Source organism: Arachidicoccus rhizosphaerae, from assembly GCF_900107765.1.
In the GTDB taxonomy this organism is placed as follows: Bacteria; Bacteroidota; Bacteroidia; order Chitinophagales; family Chitinophagaceae; genus Arachidicoccus; species Arachidicoccus rhizosphaerae.
Genome location: NZ_FNQY01000014.1, coordinates 70,073 through 84,968, shown reverse-complemented (window position 1 = coordinate 84,968; position 14,896 = coordinate 70,073). Strand labels below are relative to the sequence as shown.

14 protein-coding genes are annotated in these 14,896 nt (G+C 42.6%); 5 read left to right on the top strand and 9 right to left on the bottom strand.

The window, feature by feature from the left end; translation table 11 throughout:
- Positions 1 to 91 precede the first annotated feature (91 nt).
- On the top strand, positions 92 to 1,453 hold the full coding sequence (locus tag BLU80_RS12695) for a UDP-N-acetylmuramate--L-alanine ligase (RefSeq protein WP_091399000.1): 1,362 nt from the start codon (positions 92 to 94) through the stop codon (positions 1,451 to 1,453).
- On the opposite strand, the gene BLU80_RS19565 is transcribed toward BLU80_RS12695, so the two are convergent.
- Entirely contained in the window at positions 1,450 to 1,596 is a 147-nt protein-coding gene (locus BLU80_RS19565; protein WP_170831233.1) for a hypothetical protein, read from the bottom strand. The two genes, BLU80_RS12695 and BLU80_RS19565, sit on opposite strands and share 4 nt — an antisense overlap.
- A 16-nt stretch (positions 1,597 to 1,612) precedes the next feature.
- On the opposite strand from BLU80_RS19565, the gene BLU80_RS12690 reads away from it, so the two are divergent.
- The 3 genes from BLU80_RS12690 to BLU80_RS12680 all read left to right on the top strand — a co-directional run bounded on the left by BLU80_RS12690 (position 1,613) and on the right by BLU80_RS12680 (position 5,417).
- Positions 1,613 to 2,383 carry a 3'-5' exonuclease gene (locus BLU80_RS12690; RefSeq protein WP_091398997.1) on the top strand — a complete coding sequence of 257 codons (771 nt, stop codon included), beginning with the start codon at positions 1,613 to 1,615 and terminating at the stop codon, positions 2,381 to 2,383.
- A 72-nt stretch (positions 2,384 to 2,455) separates the two neighbouring features.
- A complete protein-coding gene (locus BLU80_RS12685; RefSeq protein WP_091398994.1) occupies positions 2,456 to 3,211 on the top strand; it encodes a polyprenol monophosphomannose synthase in 756 nt (251 codons plus the stop codon).
- A gap of 274 nt (positions 3,212 to 3,485) precedes the next feature.
- Positions 3,486 to 5,417: a TlpA family protein disulfide reductase gene (locus BLU80_RS12680; protein ID WP_091398991.1), complete on the top strand. Its 1,932-nt coding sequence runs from the start codon at positions 3,486 to 3,488 to the stop codon at positions 5,415 to 5,417.
- Here the strand turns inward: BLU80_RS12680 and BLU80_RS12675 are convergent.
- Both BLU80_RS12675 and BLU80_RS12670 read right to left on the bottom strand, forming a co-directional pair.
- On the bottom strand, positions 5,408 to 5,977 hold the full coding sequence (locus BLU80_RS12675) for a DUF420 domain-containing protein (protein ID WP_091398988.1): 570 nt from the start codon (positions 5,975 to 5,977) through the stop codon (positions 5,408 to 5,410). The two genes, BLU80_RS12680 and BLU80_RS12675, sit on opposite strands and share 10 nt — an antisense overlap.
- A gap of 45 nt (positions 5,978 to 6,022) precedes the next feature.
- Positions 6,023 to 6,850 carry an SCO family protein gene (locus BLU80_RS12670; protein WP_091398984.1) on the bottom strand — a complete coding sequence of 276 codons (828 nt, stop codon included), beginning with the start codon at positions 6,848 to 6,850 and terminating at the stop codon, positions 6,023 to 6,025.
- Between the two features lie 729 nt (positions 6,851 to 7,579).
- On the opposite strand from BLU80_RS12670, the gene BLU80_RS12660 reads away from it, so the two are divergent.
- The gene (locus BLU80_RS12660) at positions 7,580 to 8,563 is read left to right on the top strand and encodes an energy transducer TonB (protein ID WP_091398979.1); all 984 of its coding nucleotides are present in this window, start codon (positions 7,580 to 7,582) and stop codon (positions 8,561 to 8,563) included.
- A 5-nt stretch (positions 8,564 to 8,568) separates the two neighbouring features.
- Here the strand turns inward: BLU80_RS12660 and BLU80_RS12655 are convergent, their stop codons facing one another.
- The 6 genes from BLU80_RS12655 to BLU80_RS12630 all read right to left on the bottom strand — a co-directional run bounded on the left by BLU80_RS12655 (position 8,569) and on the right by BLU80_RS12630 (position 14,876).
- Entirely contained in the window at positions 8,569 to 10,290 is a 1,722-nt protein-coding gene (locus BLU80_RS12655) for a tetratricopeptide repeat protein (RefSeq protein WP_091398976.1), read from the bottom strand.
- Between the two features lie 107 nt (positions 10,291 to 10,397).
- Positions 10,398 to 10,601, bottom strand: a complete 204-nt coding sequence (locus BLU80_RS12650) for a hypothetical protein (RefSeq protein ID WP_091398974.1) — start codon at positions 10,599 to 10,601, stop codon at positions 10,398 to 10,400.
- Positions 10,602 to 10,724: 123 nt separating this feature from the next.
- Positions 10,725 to 11,177: a VanZ family protein gene (locus BLU80_RS12645; protein ID WP_091398971.1), complete on the bottom strand. Its 453-nt coding sequence runs from the start codon at positions 11,175 to 11,177 to the stop codon at positions 10,725 to 10,727.
- A gap of 23 nt (positions 11,178 to 11,200) precedes the next feature.
- Positions 11,201 to 12,403, bottom strand: coding sequence for a UDP-N-acetyl-D-mannosamine dehydrogenase (wecC, locus tag BLU80_RS12640; protein WP_091398947.1), 1,203 nt, complete (start codon positions 12,401 to 12,403; stop codon positions 11,201 to 11,203).
- A gap of 112 nt (positions 12,404 to 12,515) precedes the next feature.
- Positions 12,516 to 13,679, bottom strand: a complete 1,164-nt coding sequence (wecB, locus tag BLU80_RS12635; RefSeq protein WP_091399085.1) for a non-hydrolyzing UDP-N-acetylglucosamine 2-epimerase — start codon at positions 13,677 to 13,679, stop codon at positions 12,516 to 12,518.
- A gap of 435 nt (positions 13,680 to 14,114) precedes the next feature.
- Positions 14,115 to 14,876: a WecB/TagA/CpsF family glycosyltransferase gene (locus BLU80_RS12630; protein WP_091398942.1), complete on the bottom strand. Its 762-nt coding sequence runs from the start codon at positions 14,874 to 14,876 to the stop codon at positions 14,115 to 14,117.
- Positions 14,877 to 14,896 lie beyond the last annotated feature (20 nt).

Here is a 14,896-nt window from a genome sequence, read left to right as displayed (position 1 = left end):
TTTTGTTTTTTCATTAATTTGGGGAGTGGATAGCCGGTAGCTCACAATTTTTTGTGACCTTTGGTTTTTCATTGATTCATAACGAATATATATGCGGATCCATTTTATATCTATTGGTGGCAGCGTCATGCATCAGCTGGCCATTGCTTTACATAATAAAGGTTATCAGATTACCGGTTCAGACGATGAGATTTTTGATCCGGCTAAAACTGTACTTGAAGTGGCAGGCCTGCTGCCTCATAAAGAAGGCTGGGATGCAAACCTGATTACCCCGGATCTGGACGCGGTTATTGTCGGCATGCATGCCCGCAGTGATAACCCTGAGCTGTTAAAAGCGCAGGAGCTGGGCCTTAAGATTTATTCTTTCCCCGAATATATCTATCAGGAGAGCAAGGGCAAAACAAGGGTTGCCATCGGCGGCAGCCATGGCAAGACCTCTACCACCGCCATGGTGATGCATATCTTATCCCACGCAGGCCAGCGTTTTGACTACCTGGTCGGTGCCCGCCTGGAAGGGTTTTCCCAGAGCGTGCAGATCACGGATGCACCGGTACTCGTGGCGGAGGCTGACGAGTATCCCGCCAGTGCTTTAAAACCGGTACCTAAATTTCATTTCCTGTTCCCGCACATTGCCGTGATCACCGGTATCGCCTGGGACCATATCAATGTTTTTCCCACTTTTGACTTTTACCTGGAACAGTTCCGGATATTTATTCAGAAAATTGAACCGGGCGGACTGCTGATTTATAATCAGTCCGATCCCGTCTTAAAAGACCTCGTTGAGGCCGCCAGGCGCCAGGATATCCGCTACGCGCCTTATCAGATACCCGAGCATCACATACAAGACGGCGTAACCTATGTTACCCTGGAAGGAGAACAAACGGCGCTGAAAGTTTTCGGGGATCATAACCTCTTAAATCTGAATGCCGCTTATCTGGTCTGTAAAAACCTGGGGCTTACGACATCCCAGATCTTACAGGCAGCAGCCAGCTTTACAGGAGCTGCCAAAAGGCTGGAACTGCTCTATCAGGACCCGGGCAGAAAGCTCAGCGTTTTCAGAGACTTCGCCCATGCCCCCAGTAAGGTCAAAGCCACCATTCAGGCGGTAAAACAACAATTTACCGACCGCCGGCTACTGGCTGTTTTAGAGTTGCACACCTACAGCAGCTTAAATATTGAATTTATGCAGCAATACAAAGGAGCGATGGAGGCCGCTGACCTGGCGGTTGTATTTTATACCCCGCATGCGCTGGCCATGAAAAAAATGGCCCCCTTACCGGAGCAGGCCGTTCAGGACGGATTTGATAAACCGGGCTTACAGGTCATCCATGACAAGGAGGCGCTGGCAAAAATCCTGGAAAGTACGCCGCCTGAGAACCTGAGTATTTTACTGATGAGCAGCGGGAACTATGACGGTCTGGACCTGCAGGGCTGGATAGCGTCACTGAGCTAGCCGGTATCTTTATTCCCTTTAGAAAAGCTTTCAGAGAAGGTGGTTTTCATCAAAACCACCTTTTTACGTAAATCCTTCTTACCTTTCCTGCCTGATTTGGCCCCGGTATTTTTGGCGGCTACATCAGTAATATTCAAATTCATTATCATACCATATACCATGAACATCACGCTGAACAGACCCCTGGCCTTTTTTGATATTGAGTCTACCGGTGTAAATCCGGCCACGGACCGGATTGTGGAACTGGCGATTGTTCGCATCAGCCCCGAAGCGGAAAAGGTCCGTTACAGACGGCTGGTCAACCCAGGGATGCCCATACCCAAGGAGTCCTCTGATATACATGGCATTACGGATGAGATGGTACGAGATGCTCCTGTTTTTCAGCAGATTGCCCAGGAGGTTGCGGATTTTTTAGAGAACTGCGACCTGGGAGGGTATAACTCAAACCGTTTTGATGTCCCCCTTCTGGTAGAAGAGTTTTTAAGAACCGGTGTGCCTTTTTCTCTCACCGGCAGAAGGCTGCTGGACGTACAGAAGATCTACCATAAAATGGAACCCAGAACGCTGAGTGCGGCCTATCAGTTCTATTGTCATAAAAACCTCGAGGATGCGCACACCGCCACTGCGGATGTGGAGGCTACCTGGGAAGTGCTGCAGGCACAGATAGATAAATATCCTATTATCGGAGATAACCTCAACAGTATATTACAGTTTACCGGAGAGGATAAAATTGTGGATATGGCCCGCAGGTTTGTCTATAAGGACGAAGAAATCATCTTTAATTTTGGAAAATATAAGGGCAAGGCAGCCCATCTTGTATTCAGGGAAGAACCGCAGTATTATGACTGGATGATGCGCGGCGATTTCCCCTTACACACCAAACAAGTCGTCTCTGAAATCTTTAAACAGGTTTTTCCAGGTAAAAAATAAAATGTCTTTAACATAAAAACCCTGAGAATTATATATTTTTAATCCTTATTTTCAGCATCAAATTACCCTTTTTTGGAGAAACTTGTTATCATACCCACCTATAATGAAAAAGAGAATGTAGAAGCGATTGTTCGTTATGTATTCTCTATGCACCTGAACTACCATATCTTAATTATTGACGACGGCTCCCCGGACGGCACTGCAATGATTGTCAAGGAGTTAATAAAAGAATTCCCCAATCAGCTATTCCTGGAGCAGAGAACCGGTAAACTGGGGCTCGGCACAGCCTATATCCATGGTTTTAAATGGGCCATTGCCAGGGATTACCAGTTTATTTTTGAAATGGACGCTGATTTTTCCCATAACCCGGATGATCTGGAAAGATTATACCTGGCCTGTAAAACAGCAGGTGCCGATGTGGCGATCGGCAGCCGCTATGTCAAGGGTGGCGCGATCCAGAACTGGCCCTTAGACCGAAGAATCTATTCTAAAGGGGGCGCCTTATATACCCGGATTATCACCTGGATGCCTGTCGGAGATCCGACGGCCGGGTTTGTCTGTTACAGAAATGAAGTACTCTCTGCCATAAATTTTGATGCCATCAAGTTTGTGGGCTACGCCTTCCAGGTCGAAATGAAATTTGCCTCCTGGAAACTGGGCTTTAAGATTACGGAAGTGCCGATTACCTTTAAAGACCGCGCTCATGGTGCCAGTAAAATGAGTAAGGGTATTATCAAAGAAGGCATTATCGGTGTCCTTAAATTACAGTGGCACAGCCTGTTTAAGAATTATAAAGGATCTGTTTCCATGGAGACCACGGTTAAATAAGACGGATTAGCTGATATTGCTGATGAATAACGGCTTTCTGAGGGCTTTCTGACAAACCCGCCGTATGCGCTTCCTTTTTGCTTTTCTGTCCCCTGAAGCTCCTAAACTTGCTTTTCAGCAACCGTTCAGCCTCCTTTGAAAATAGATTTTACCTATTTTTTCATAAAAACCCGTTAATTCCTTAACTTGCTCTAGCATAAGTGCAAGAGCATCTGCTTTCTCTAACCACGGAAGGTAGCGCTGGACTACTAACTAAAATTCAAAATCAGGTATTATGCAAAAGGTAAAATTATTATGGGCTATTGCAGGTCTGTTTTTCCTTGCCCCGGTGGGAGTATCCGCCCAGCAGACCGGACAGCTGGAGTTATCCATGAACTATCCTAAAGTACATCGTAGAATCGGGTTTCAGTATGACGGGCAGCTGTCCAAGAGTCCGGATCTGAAAAGTACCCTTTATTACAGCGTGGAGACCAGGATCTATGCATTGCCGCTCTCCCATGCCATGATGGGTGAAAAGCTGATCGGCAGCTTTACGCTTCCGGATTCTGCACAGGCCTTCGCCCTGGTATTCAAAGATGACGACAACACGGATAAAAATGATGGCAGGGGTTATGTCTATAATGTCTTTACAGCAGATAACCTCCCCTCTTTAGGCACCTACGCTTCCGAGGCCAGCTTTTATGGCAATATGGCTTCCTTATTTGGTATCACCAGAAACTTTGATACCTCGGTTACCCTCTATGAAAAAGAATTTGCGCAGCATCCGGACCAGAAAGATATTTACAGAGAAAGCTATCTGACAGCAGGCCTGTACAGTAAAGATAGAGTGTCCGTCCTTGGCGGCATTAAAAGCGATTGGGAACAGATGATTGCCCGTAAAGCACCGGAAGATTCTCTTTTGAAAGTCTACGGTATCCTCTCCAATTTTGACAGAGGCAATGTACAGGGCTATAAGGATAGCGTGCTGGCCCTTTATCCGCACGGTCTGTTATCTGCCCGGGATAAAATAGGTCCTATCTTTAACAAGACCACCGCGGACTCTATGGTCCTGGCCTATAACAACCTGATGGAGGAGTACAAGGATCAGAAACCCGAAGACATCTTAAACCCACAACAGTTCTATTATATCGTTGCCAAAAAATACTGGGAAGAAAAAAATGCGGATAAGTTCCAACAGTATGCAGACAAAGTGAGCATCAACAATATGCGTTCTTCTATTTATAATTCTGCCGCCTGGCCTATCGCCGAGGCCCAGGCCAAAGACAGTCTGGATTTAGGAGTAACGCTGGCAAAAAAATCTGTGGACGCCGCTCAGAAGATGAAAGACGACCGTCCAACTTATTATACGCAGCCGGAATGGGATAAGATCTGTCAGTCTAATTACAGCATGGTGGCCGATACCTACGGATACTTATTATTCCAACAAGGCAAGGTGAAAGATGCCCTGGACATCCAGCAAAAAGTGGTGGACGGCTTAAGCACCGATGCCGACGTCAACGGCCGCTATATCCAGTACCTGCTGGCCAACAGTGACGCAGAGACGGCGCTGGAAAAAGGATCTGATTTTATAAAAGCCGGCCACGCAGACCAGAACTTAAAACAGCTCCTGGAGCAGGCCTATCAAAAAGTAAATAATAATGACACGGGTTTTACAGCTTACTATGATAAATTAGAAGCGGTTGCCTTTGAACACCAGAGTGCGGAAATCAAAAAATCCATGCTGGATGAGCCGGGACACGCCTTTACGTTAAAAGATATGCAGGGCAAGACTGTGTCTTTGGATTCTTTAAAAGGCAAGGTCGTGATTGTAGATTTCTGGGCCACCTGGTGCGGCCCTTGTAAAATGTCTTTCCCCGGCATGCAGATGGCACTGGATAAATACAAAAATGACCCGGAAGTGGTGTTCCTGTTTATTGATACCTGGGAACGCCAGCCCACCCTGGAACAACGAAAGCAGGAAATCCAGCAGTTAATGACGGATAACAGCTATAGCTTCCACGTAGTGCTGGATGATCCCACAACGGAAGAAAAGCAGAACTATAAAACGGTCTCTGCTTATGGAGTCAGTGGTATCCCGACAAAGTTTGTCCTGGATAAGGAAGGCAAAATCCGTTTTAAGGCCATCGGATTTGACGGCAACTCAGAAAAGCTGGCCGCCGAGCTCTCCATTATGATTGAACTCGCTAAAAAAGCAAATCAGGAATAATAAGGACTGATCATCCAGTAAATCACCGGGCCGCTGATGGCGATATAAAGCCAGAGCGGCCAGGTAATCCTGGCGATCTTTTTATGTTTTGTCCATTCTCCTGTCAGCCCTCTGTAGGCTGTAAATAAAATCACCGGCAACATAACCGCTGCCAGTAAGATATGGGTAGACAGTAAAGTCAAATAGACGGTCCTGATGACACCCGTGCCTCCGAATCTCGTTTCTCCGGCAAATAAATTATGCCCGATATAAGCCACAAGAAACAGCACCGATAAAACAAGCGCTGTAATCATCAGCTTTTTATGCAGCAGATAATGCTTTGTTTTAACCGCAATTAAGGCCGCAATCAAAACAAAAGTGACGATCGTATTAATCACGGCGCTGATCAGTCCGAATACATGGGGATTAAAACCTAAGTCTACCTGGGTTAATTTATATTTACCCAGTGCGATGATCACAAGAAATACGATCACCGAAAACAGGCCGATATAGCGTTTGGCCTTTTTATCGTTTTTTGCAATGGAGGCTCCCAGCGGAGCGATCTTTGTTGGCTGGCTCATTATGCTTGAGTAATAGGTCAGATAATTATTATATTGCTGCTTTGCTTATTTTGTCTTTGGGTCCTTCATTTTTCTTAATACCCCGTAGTAGATAAATAGTACCACTACGATGGTAATGAAAAAGGCGATCACCATTTCTACCGGATCAAATGGCAGCTTGGAGGGATGCTTCGCATCTCTTTCTACCATTAGTTTGCCGATATCTTCTGCCATTTTGGGCAGATCATTTACGGTATCCAGACCGTTGTAATATCCTCTGATACCAAAATCCCGGTCCAGCAGGACAAACCTGCCTGTATGGGCGAAATTAGGATCAATGGGCGTTTCATTATCGTATTTATCCACTTTTAACTGCTGGAAGATAAAATCATAAATGGAGTCTCTGTTACCCGTCAGAAACCACCAGTTATCGCTATTGACCCCGTATTTATCCGCATAGGCCTTCAGTCTGCTCACGGAGTCTCTGACCGGGTCAATGGAGAAAGATAAAAACTGTACATTATTGACGCCTAATAAGTCGCCCCTTTTATCTCCTCCTTTTTCAAAGGAACGCTGCAGATGGACCATGTTTTTAGTCAGTGTAGGACAGATGGACCCGCAACTGGTGAAGAAAAAGTCAGCCACGATGACTTTGCCGCTCAGATCATATAAATGTACCGTATCCCCTAACTGATTGACCAGCTTGATATTCTGTACCGTATGCCAGATAGAATCCCGCTCCATTTTACCATTCACCTCCTGGGTAACGACACTATCTAAAATATAGTGTCCGGGCATATGGATGTTTTTATTACTGGCGTATTTAAGGATCAGATAACCCGTAAGTGGAATAATCAGAGCGATAATAATCCCCAGGAGTGCTTTTTTACTCATTGCTTACAGTTGACGAAAATTTATAATCATTAGCGGCCAGGGCCGTTTAATTTGCTGGGCAAAGGTCAGCTATTTAATGTTTAAAAAGACAAAATTTTACGGGAAAATGACGCCGACCCGCTGAAAATCCCTGTATTATCATGGATTACCCCCCTAAGCCTTTACGGGTTAACCTAACAAAGTTGGACACAAAGTTGTTCCCATAGGGAAAATCGCTTAATTTTATAACCTGTTAATACCCAAACTGATAATAAAAAAGACTGTAGCTTTTAATACCGGTTACCGGCTGCTGGAAAAGGGATTAGAAAAGACCAATTAAAGCAGTTCCGAAATATTTACATCCACTTCATCCAATAAATCCCCTGCAGGGATTTATGTAAGTTTAAAAAAAATGAACCAAACGATCAAAATTTTGCCAGGGCAGCGCTTTTCCCGAAAAGTAATTCAGAAAACTTTTATTCTGTTGATCATTTCTTGGCTGATTAGTGGCCTTATGATAAAGGCCCAGGGGCAGATATTTGGAAAAAATCTGCCCACCTTAAAATCCCTCCATCTGAAGGGCTGGATCTCTTCTTTTAGAATGACAAGCTATGAGGCAATTATTAACCAGGATACCATCCAAAAAGGGAAAATTAGTCCCGACAAAGAAGTCGGCACTCCATTACGGATTACATTTTTAATACCGCGGGCAAACTGCTCATCCAAAGAAACTACTCAAAAGACACGGCCTTGCTATCAGAATCCTTTTTTGAATATAACAATAGTCAGGTAACCCTTTCCCAAGGCAACCATAAAGAATGGTTCAAACTGAACCCCAGGGGTCAGCTCTTACAAAAAATTGAGAACTCCGGCCTAATCAGTAACTATGCTTATGACAGTCTTGGCAAGCGCAGGGATGTACAACTGTTTTTCCAGGATTCCGTTCATCCCGTCGGTGAATTCAAATATTTGTATGATGATAAAGGAATGCTAACCGAAATCAAATCCCTGGACAAAGGAAAACCGGGCTTTCATTATGCCAGCATGAAATATAAATACGACAATAAGGGCAACATCATTCAGGAAAGCAACTTTTATCCGAATAATAAATTGGCTTACAGCGATTTTTATACTTACGACGACAAAAATAATATTGAGTCCAGGAGCCGTTCTTATTTGGGTTCAGACAGACAGCCTACACCGCAGGGGCAAAACGACTCGGCCTATAACCGAACCTATAGCTACGACTATGATGCTAAGGGCAACTGGATCAGACGTATTGATTATTATAATAATAAACCTTTATTTATCGTCGAAAGAGCCATCAATTACGGCCGGTTGGACAAAGACTTTATCGTGAATGGATACGCCTCAGAGCAGGAAGCACCCGACCAATATAGTAGCCAAAAAGAAGCGCAGTTTCCGGGAGGCATCATGGCCTGGCAGCAGTTTTTGGTTAAAAATTTAAAAACCGATATACCCAAGCTCAACGGAGCGCCTGCGGGCCAATATTCTATTGTCATATCCTTTTTAATCAATAAAGACGGAACTGTGACAGAGGCTAAGTGCGTCTCCGCTCCTCATCCTGATTTTGGATGTGTTGAGGAGGCGCTAAGAGTTATCCGGCTTAGTCCGAGCTGGATCCCGGCAGAAAAAAACGGGCAGAAAGTCTTTTACAGGGAAAAACAAAGGATCAATTTCAGAGTGGACAGGCAAGTCAAAAGTGATCAATAACAGCTTTAAACACCTGCTTTTTCCAGCAGTGTCTGTGGGGTATCCTCTAAGCTTCCGTTCAATTTTTTACGAACCCGGTTCCAGGTAACACGTACTCCGTCTGTAGAAATACCGAGCATCTGGGCCATCTCTTTATGAGAGAGCTGTAGCTTTACCAGCATCAGATATCGTAATTCAGATTCCGTAATAGCGGGGCAGGACTTTTTCAGAACCGCTTCAAATTCAGGGAACACGGTTGCAAAATGTTTGCGAAAATAAAGCCAGTCATCCCCCGTTAAGATCGTGACTGAACGCAGCTCAGCAATCGTCTTTTCCAGCCTTTGTTTCTTTTCCGGATGCCCTTCTTTAAGTTCATCCAGTTCCTGGCGGATGCTTTCTGCAAGCAGGTTCTGCTCATTTACCTTTTGAATAAAACGGTCTAATTCTTCTTTAGCTCGACTCAATTCATTTTCTGCCCTGGTTCTGGAAGCTTCTGCCAGTAATCTTTTATTGTGCTGATTGCGGTAAACCACCAGCATAATCACCGCCAGCGCCGTGGATAACAGGATCCACAGATTTCGCTCGCTATTTTTACGTTGCAGCTCCAGTTCAGCCCTGGCTTTATTCAAAGCCTCTACTCTTAAACTGATCTTTTGGCTGGCCTGCATCATTTTAAGCGCACTGAACTGCTTTTGATAGGCATTGATCGACGCTATGGTCAGATCCAGGTATCTGGCCGCATTCAACTGGTCGCCTTTTTGTCCGTACCATTTGCTGATGACCGGGTATAGATACTGAAGCCTTTCAGTCTGCTGGCATTTTTCAATATTACGCCTCGCTTCTTCGATATAATACCAGGATTTTTGCGGTTCTCCCCGACTAAGATAAATATCTGCCAGGGGAATGGCGGCTCCGGCGGCCGGGCCATAATCCTCTATTCTGACGGCCCCTACAAAATCCTCTTCCAGAAAAGGCAGCGCCTTATTATATTGCTTTTGCAGATAATAATTATAACCCAGGTTACCCGTTGCAATCCTCACCCATTCCTCTTTAGGCTTTTGAAAAGTGGTCTGAATAATCAGATTAAAATAATAATTAGAAAGTGCAAAGTTCTTCTGTTTCTGATAGCAAAGCCCCAGTGTGTTGCGCGCTGAGCTAAGCGTCATGGTATTAAAGTCATTTTCCGGAACAGCAATCGCCTTTTTAAAATAGACCTCTGCCCGGTTATAGTCCTGGAAGAAATAATAAGCCTCTCCTATTTTTACCAGATCCATCGGCTTTTCCGGATAATCTGCAGCATCTACTTTATCCACTTCCTTATCCAGTAGCAGATACTGCTCAAATGCCCTTTCGTAATTTTTCTGATATACCCAATAGTAATTGGCTAATACACGAATCGCCCTTATTTTTACAAACCTTGCTTGGGCTTTTTCAGCGCTTAAAATCAAAGTATTCAAATCATCTATGCAGGACTGATTTCTGTGCTTTTTAAATTCAATATTATGATAGCACATAAAAAGATCCATCTCTAACTCCAGCGGGGTATCATCATGAGTTTTTGCAAACCGCTTAATATCAAGGATCTTATGCTGAATTATGGCAGAATCCTTCAGATTAATCAGTTCAATGTATAGCTTAGAGTATCCCTTAATATTTTCTGCATAACTTTTATGTAACAGGTTCTCATATTGCGAGAAGATAAATCTCGGCAATAATAAAAGCAGCAGGCAAATAATTAGTCTGGTCATTCAGCGGCCTTATGATAGGCCGCTAAATTACAAATTCCCGCGCTAAAATTGTTTTAGAATTCATATTTTTAAAGATTGCAAAATAATCTGCACCATGTCAAAGAGGATTAAGTTCCGGAAAAAAGATTTTCTGTAGCTTTCATATAAGTCAGTTCAAACTCCTTTCTGATATCGTCAGCCAGTAAACTATGCTTATCACTGTTTTCTTTGATGCACTGCCTTACAAAGGAAGTCGTACAATTATGATTATTCGCTATTTTTTTTATGACCAGTGTTTTTAAACAATCGTATTTTTTTTGAAGATCTTTCATAAACAATTAGAGTTTGAAATGAGTAATAAGGACAAAAGAATGTACATCACTGTAATTCAATCGTCTACAGAAGGTAAAGGGATTAAGATATATACAATCCCAGCGGGCAGAATAACAGACCAGTTATCCTGGCTGAAATTCAGGTTCTTTTTTGAATTTATCAAAAATCCATATAACCATACTTCCCAGAGAGGCGCCGATTGTATTGGCGATAACATCATTAATATCAGCCAGGCCGACATCTAAAATGTATTGCAGCAACTCAATACAAATGGACGTAAATATAGCTATTATGATGATTTTATAAATCCTCGTACCGGCCACAAGGGATCTGATAGCAAATGGGAAAAACAGGAACATAACAATGTTGATCCACCAGTCAAAACGGCTGAACAGACTCATATTATAATTGATTTTCCCAAAATCACTCAAATGGGTAAATACATCCAGATTATAACCATGGGAAATCCTGAAATTAAATACAGGAGACAGCCTTATTCCCAGAACCGCAAAAAAAAGCATCATAAAATAGCCCACCCCAAAGGCCTTTTTAAGCAGGGTATTTCTATCCAGCATTATTTCAATTTAGAATTTTCTAGTTAGTTTGTACGGATTCCGCAAAAATCAAGTTCGATTTTTGAGACGTCTACCTGAATATCCAAAAATGCGTCATGTTTTACCAACCAGACAATGATATCTGCTTTTTTATAAGCATCTTGGGTCTTTACGAGATTAAAACTGACATGGGAATCAATATTAGGCTCTACGACCAGTACCTCCGCCCGACATTCACTGATTACCCTGGAAGTGATATACTTAGCCGGAGATTCTCTGAGATCGTCAATATTGGGTTTAAAAGCGAGCCCCATACAAGCTACTACAGGTTCTTTTTGGTGGAATTTCTCAAATTGCATACAGGATTCAATGATTTTATTGGCACACCAGTCCGATTTGTAATCATTGGTTTCCCTTACCCTTTTTATAAGCATGGCCTGTTCGGGAAAATCAGAAACAATAAACCAGGGATCCACGGCGATACAATGGCCCCCTACGCCGCAACCAGGCTTTAAAATATTGACCCTGGGATGTTTATTCGCCAGATGGATTAATTCCCATACATTTACATCCATCTTGTCACAAATCATAGATAGCTCATTGGCAAATGCGATTTGAGCATCTCTGGATGAGTTTTCGGTCAACTTACACATTTCTGCGGTGCGGTCGTTGGTTGGATGCAGTTCCCCATTCGTGAAAATTCTATAAAACTCCATTGCCTTTAAGGTACTTTCCCTGTTTATACCCCCGATAACGCGGTCATTATTGACCAGTTCATATAAGACATTACCCGGAAGGACTCTTTCCGGGCAATAAGCGATATAGATTTTATCTTTCAGTTCAGGCCTTGTCTTAAAAATCAGATCCGCCATCCTTTCCGTGGTCCTAACAGGAGATGTACTCTCTATAACAAATAAGGACCCTTCTTTTAAATAGGGGATAACAGCTTGCGTAGCCGCTTCCACAAAGGAAATATCCGCTCTGTGATTTTGCTTAAATGGTGTCGGAACTACAATAAAAAAGGCATCTGCCTCTTCAGGCACCGTAGAGGCCCTTAATTTCCCGCATGCGACTACGTCACTCACCACTGCCGCCAGGTTAGGTTCGACAATATGAATTTTCCCGTCATTAATCGTGTCTACCACTAGTGCATTGGTGTCAACGCCTAAAACATCAATACCATTACTGGCTACAACGGCCGCAGTTGGCAAACCGATATAACCCAGACCCATAAATACAGCTTTCATTTTAAACAATAGTTTTTTGTTAGAAAAAATAAAGAGAGTTTGGTTGGAGAATTTAAATTAGAAATCTATTGAGTTGTTTAAGGTATATATCTATTTAGAATTGGTCAGTATATCAATCCGCGATACGTGTCAGTTTCTTTTTCAAGTAGGCATTGTACGCATCGGGAAACAAAAATTGAATAATTTTCTCTGAAGCATGCCCGTCCCCGTAAGGATTGGAGATGGCACTGTAACTTAATCTTAATTCTTTATCATGCAAAAGTTCGCGCGTACAGTCAACGATTTTCTTCTGATGCGTACCCACCAGAATCACGGTTCCGGCGTCCACTGCCTCTGGCCTTTCCGTTGTGTCACGCATCACAAGCACCGGCTTTCCAAGGGCCGGTGCCTCTTCCTGTACGCCACCACTGTCCGTTATGATCACGGTGGCGATGCTCATCAGCCAGATAAAAGACTCATAAGGCTGCGGCTCAATTAAAAGTACATTCGGCAAATCTGAAAGCAGCTCGTAAACTGGTTTTTGAACATTAGGATTTAGATGCACAGGATAGATAATATTTACATCTTCGGTTAAGGCAACTTCTCTTAATGCCGCGCAAATATGCAAAAAACCATCTCCGTGATTTTCTCTTCTATGTCCGGTTACCAATATAACAGGTTTTTGGAGATCTATTACCCCTTTAAGCTTATCGATATACTCGGAAGGGCGATTGTCAATAATTTCAAGACCTAAATGAAGCGCATCAATGACGGTATTACCAGTCACAGCTATACTTGCAGGGTTGATTGCTTCGTTTAAAAGATTTTTTCTTGCAAGCCTGGTTGGTGCAAAATGTATGTCTGCCAGCTTACTGGTAAGATTTCGATTCATTTCTTCAGGGAAGGGTGCCCATTTATCAAAAGTTCTGAGTCCGGCCTCTACATGAGCCACCTTGCATCCACTGTAAAATGCGGCGAGCGCAACGGCAGTTGAAGTAGTCGTGTCTCCATGGACAAAAACATAATCAGGTTTAAAATCTTCCAGCACCGGACGCATATCATTAATTATCCTGCTGGTAAGGCTAAACAAATTCTGACCTGGACGCATTACATTTAAATCGTAATGGGCAGATAATTCGAAGAACTGCATAATCTGATCCAGCATTTCCCGGTGTTGACCCGTAACACAAATCCGCATTTCAAAACTTTCATGCAGGTTTTGGAACATTATGGCAAGCGGCGCCATTTTGATCGCTTCCGGGCGTGTCCCAAAAGCCAGTAATATTTTTGGTTTCATAATAAACAAAATAAAATTGGAAAAAAATAGTCGCACATGGACATTACTTGCCAGTACTTGCATGCCGATGTACTGCATCAAGACACATCCATAGGGACGTAAAAACGATCAACATTATAAATTTAGTTCCGCGCTAAATCCATTAATTCTATTTAATCCGATATTATTTTAAAAAATCATTAAAGCGTACCCCGGAAATTCTCAATCAATGTATAGTTAATGTTTGGTAGTGTTGAGGAATTCTTGAGTCTGTTGTTGGTCTTTGAGCAGTTAAGTTTAATTGGTAAGGGCTCTAATAATTTTCCTTCGGACAAATATAGACATTTTACATTACCTAAGCATTTTTTATCGTTTTATTTTTTTTAATAAAAAATAAAAAGTCATCTTAAAAAACACAAATGAATAGATATCAATAATTTAATTCTGTAAAATATTTTAAGAAAAGCCGACTTTTTTTTTAAAAACAGCATTTAAAACTCGCGCTATAAAAAGTGTATTTGTAATAAGATAACGTTTCCACATTCTTTTGGGCTCCTGAACTACCCGGTAAAACCATTCAAGACCACTTTTTTGCATCCAAAGAGGGGCTCTTTTGACTTTCCCCGAAACAACATCAAATGATCCGCCCACCCCCATAATAAAAGAGGTATTAATCACATTTTTATATTCATTTAGAAAAATCTCTTTCTTAGGTGAGCTCATGGCAACAAATAAGATATCTGCCTTACTAGCCGCAATTTCTTTAGCCACCTCAGCCTCTTCATCCTTTTTAAAATAACCGTCTCTAAATCCCGCAATAATAGAAGCGTCATATTCTCCCGCATATTTTTCTACCACAGCAGAGACGACATCCATCTTTGCACCCAAAAAAAATATTTTATATCCCTTGTAATAGGCAAGCATCACCAGCCTTTCCATAAGATCAATCCCTGCTACCCTTTCCGGTAAATGCATGCCGAGCAATTTGGCAGCCCATACCAGACTCTGGCCATCTGCATTGATGATATCGCAATTGATTACTGACTCCCTTAGGGAGGGATCAGATTTCATTTTCACTAATTTGGCCGCATTAACAACGACGTGGTGAATCTGCTTACGCCGCCTGATGGAATTATCTATAATCTTAACCGTTTCATCCATGGTTATAGCATGAATCGGACAATTTAATAACTGAATAGAAGCTATATTGTTACACATATAAAAATATTAAAAAATAG

What these genes read in the sequence shown, in the direction of transcription:
- BLU80_RS12695 (WP_091399000.1), top strand. Translation starts at nt 92, where the DNA reads ATGCGGATCCATTTTATATCTATTGGTGGCAGCGTCATGCATCAGCTG.
- BLU80_RS19565 (WP_170831233.1), bottom strand. Translation starts at nt 1,596, where the DNA reads ATGAATTTGAATATTACTGATGTAGCCGCCAAAAATACCGGGGCCAAA.
- BLU80_RS12690 (WP_091398997.1), top strand. Translation starts at nt 1,613, where the DNA reads ATGAACATCACGCTGAACAGACCCCTGGCCTTTTTTGATATTGAGTCT.
- BLU80_RS12680 (WP_091398991.1), top strand. Translation starts at nt 3,486, where the DNA reads ATGCAAAAGGTAAAATTATTATGGGCTATTGCAGGTCTGTTTTTCCTT.
- BLU80_RS12675 (WP_091398988.1), bottom strand. Translation starts at nt 5,977, where the DNA reads ATGAGCCAGCCAACAAAGATCGCTCCGCTGGGAGCCTCCATTGCAAAA.
- BLU80_RS12670 (WP_091398984.1), bottom strand. Translation starts at nt 6,850, where the DNA reads ATGAGTAAAAAAGCACTCCTGGGGATTATTATCGCTCTGATTATTCCA.
- BLU80_RS12655 (WP_091398976.1), bottom strand. Translation starts at nt 10,290, where the DNA reads ATGACCAGACTAATTATTTGCCTGCTGCTTTTATTATTGCCGAGATTT.
- BLU80_RS12650 (WP_091398974.1), bottom strand. Translation starts at nt 10,601, where the DNA reads ATGAAAGATCTTCAAAAAAAATACGATTGTTTAAAAACACTGGTCATA.
- BLU80_RS12645 (WP_091398971.1), bottom strand. Translation starts at nt 11,177, where the DNA reads ATGCTGGATAGAAATACCCTGCTTAAAAAGGCCTTTGGGGTGGGCTAT.
- wecC (WP_091398947.1), bottom strand. Translation starts at nt 12,403, where the DNA reads ATGAAAGCTGTATTTATGGGTCTGGGTTATATCGGTTTGCCAACTGCG.
- wecB (WP_091399085.1), bottom strand. Translation starts at nt 13,679, where the DNA reads ATGAAACCAAAAATATTACTGGCTTTTGGGACACGCCCGGAAGCGATC.
- BLU80_RS12630 (WP_091398942.1), bottom strand. Translation starts at nt 14,876, where the DNA reads ATGTGTAACAATATAGCTTCTATTCAGTTATTAAATTGTCCGATTCAT.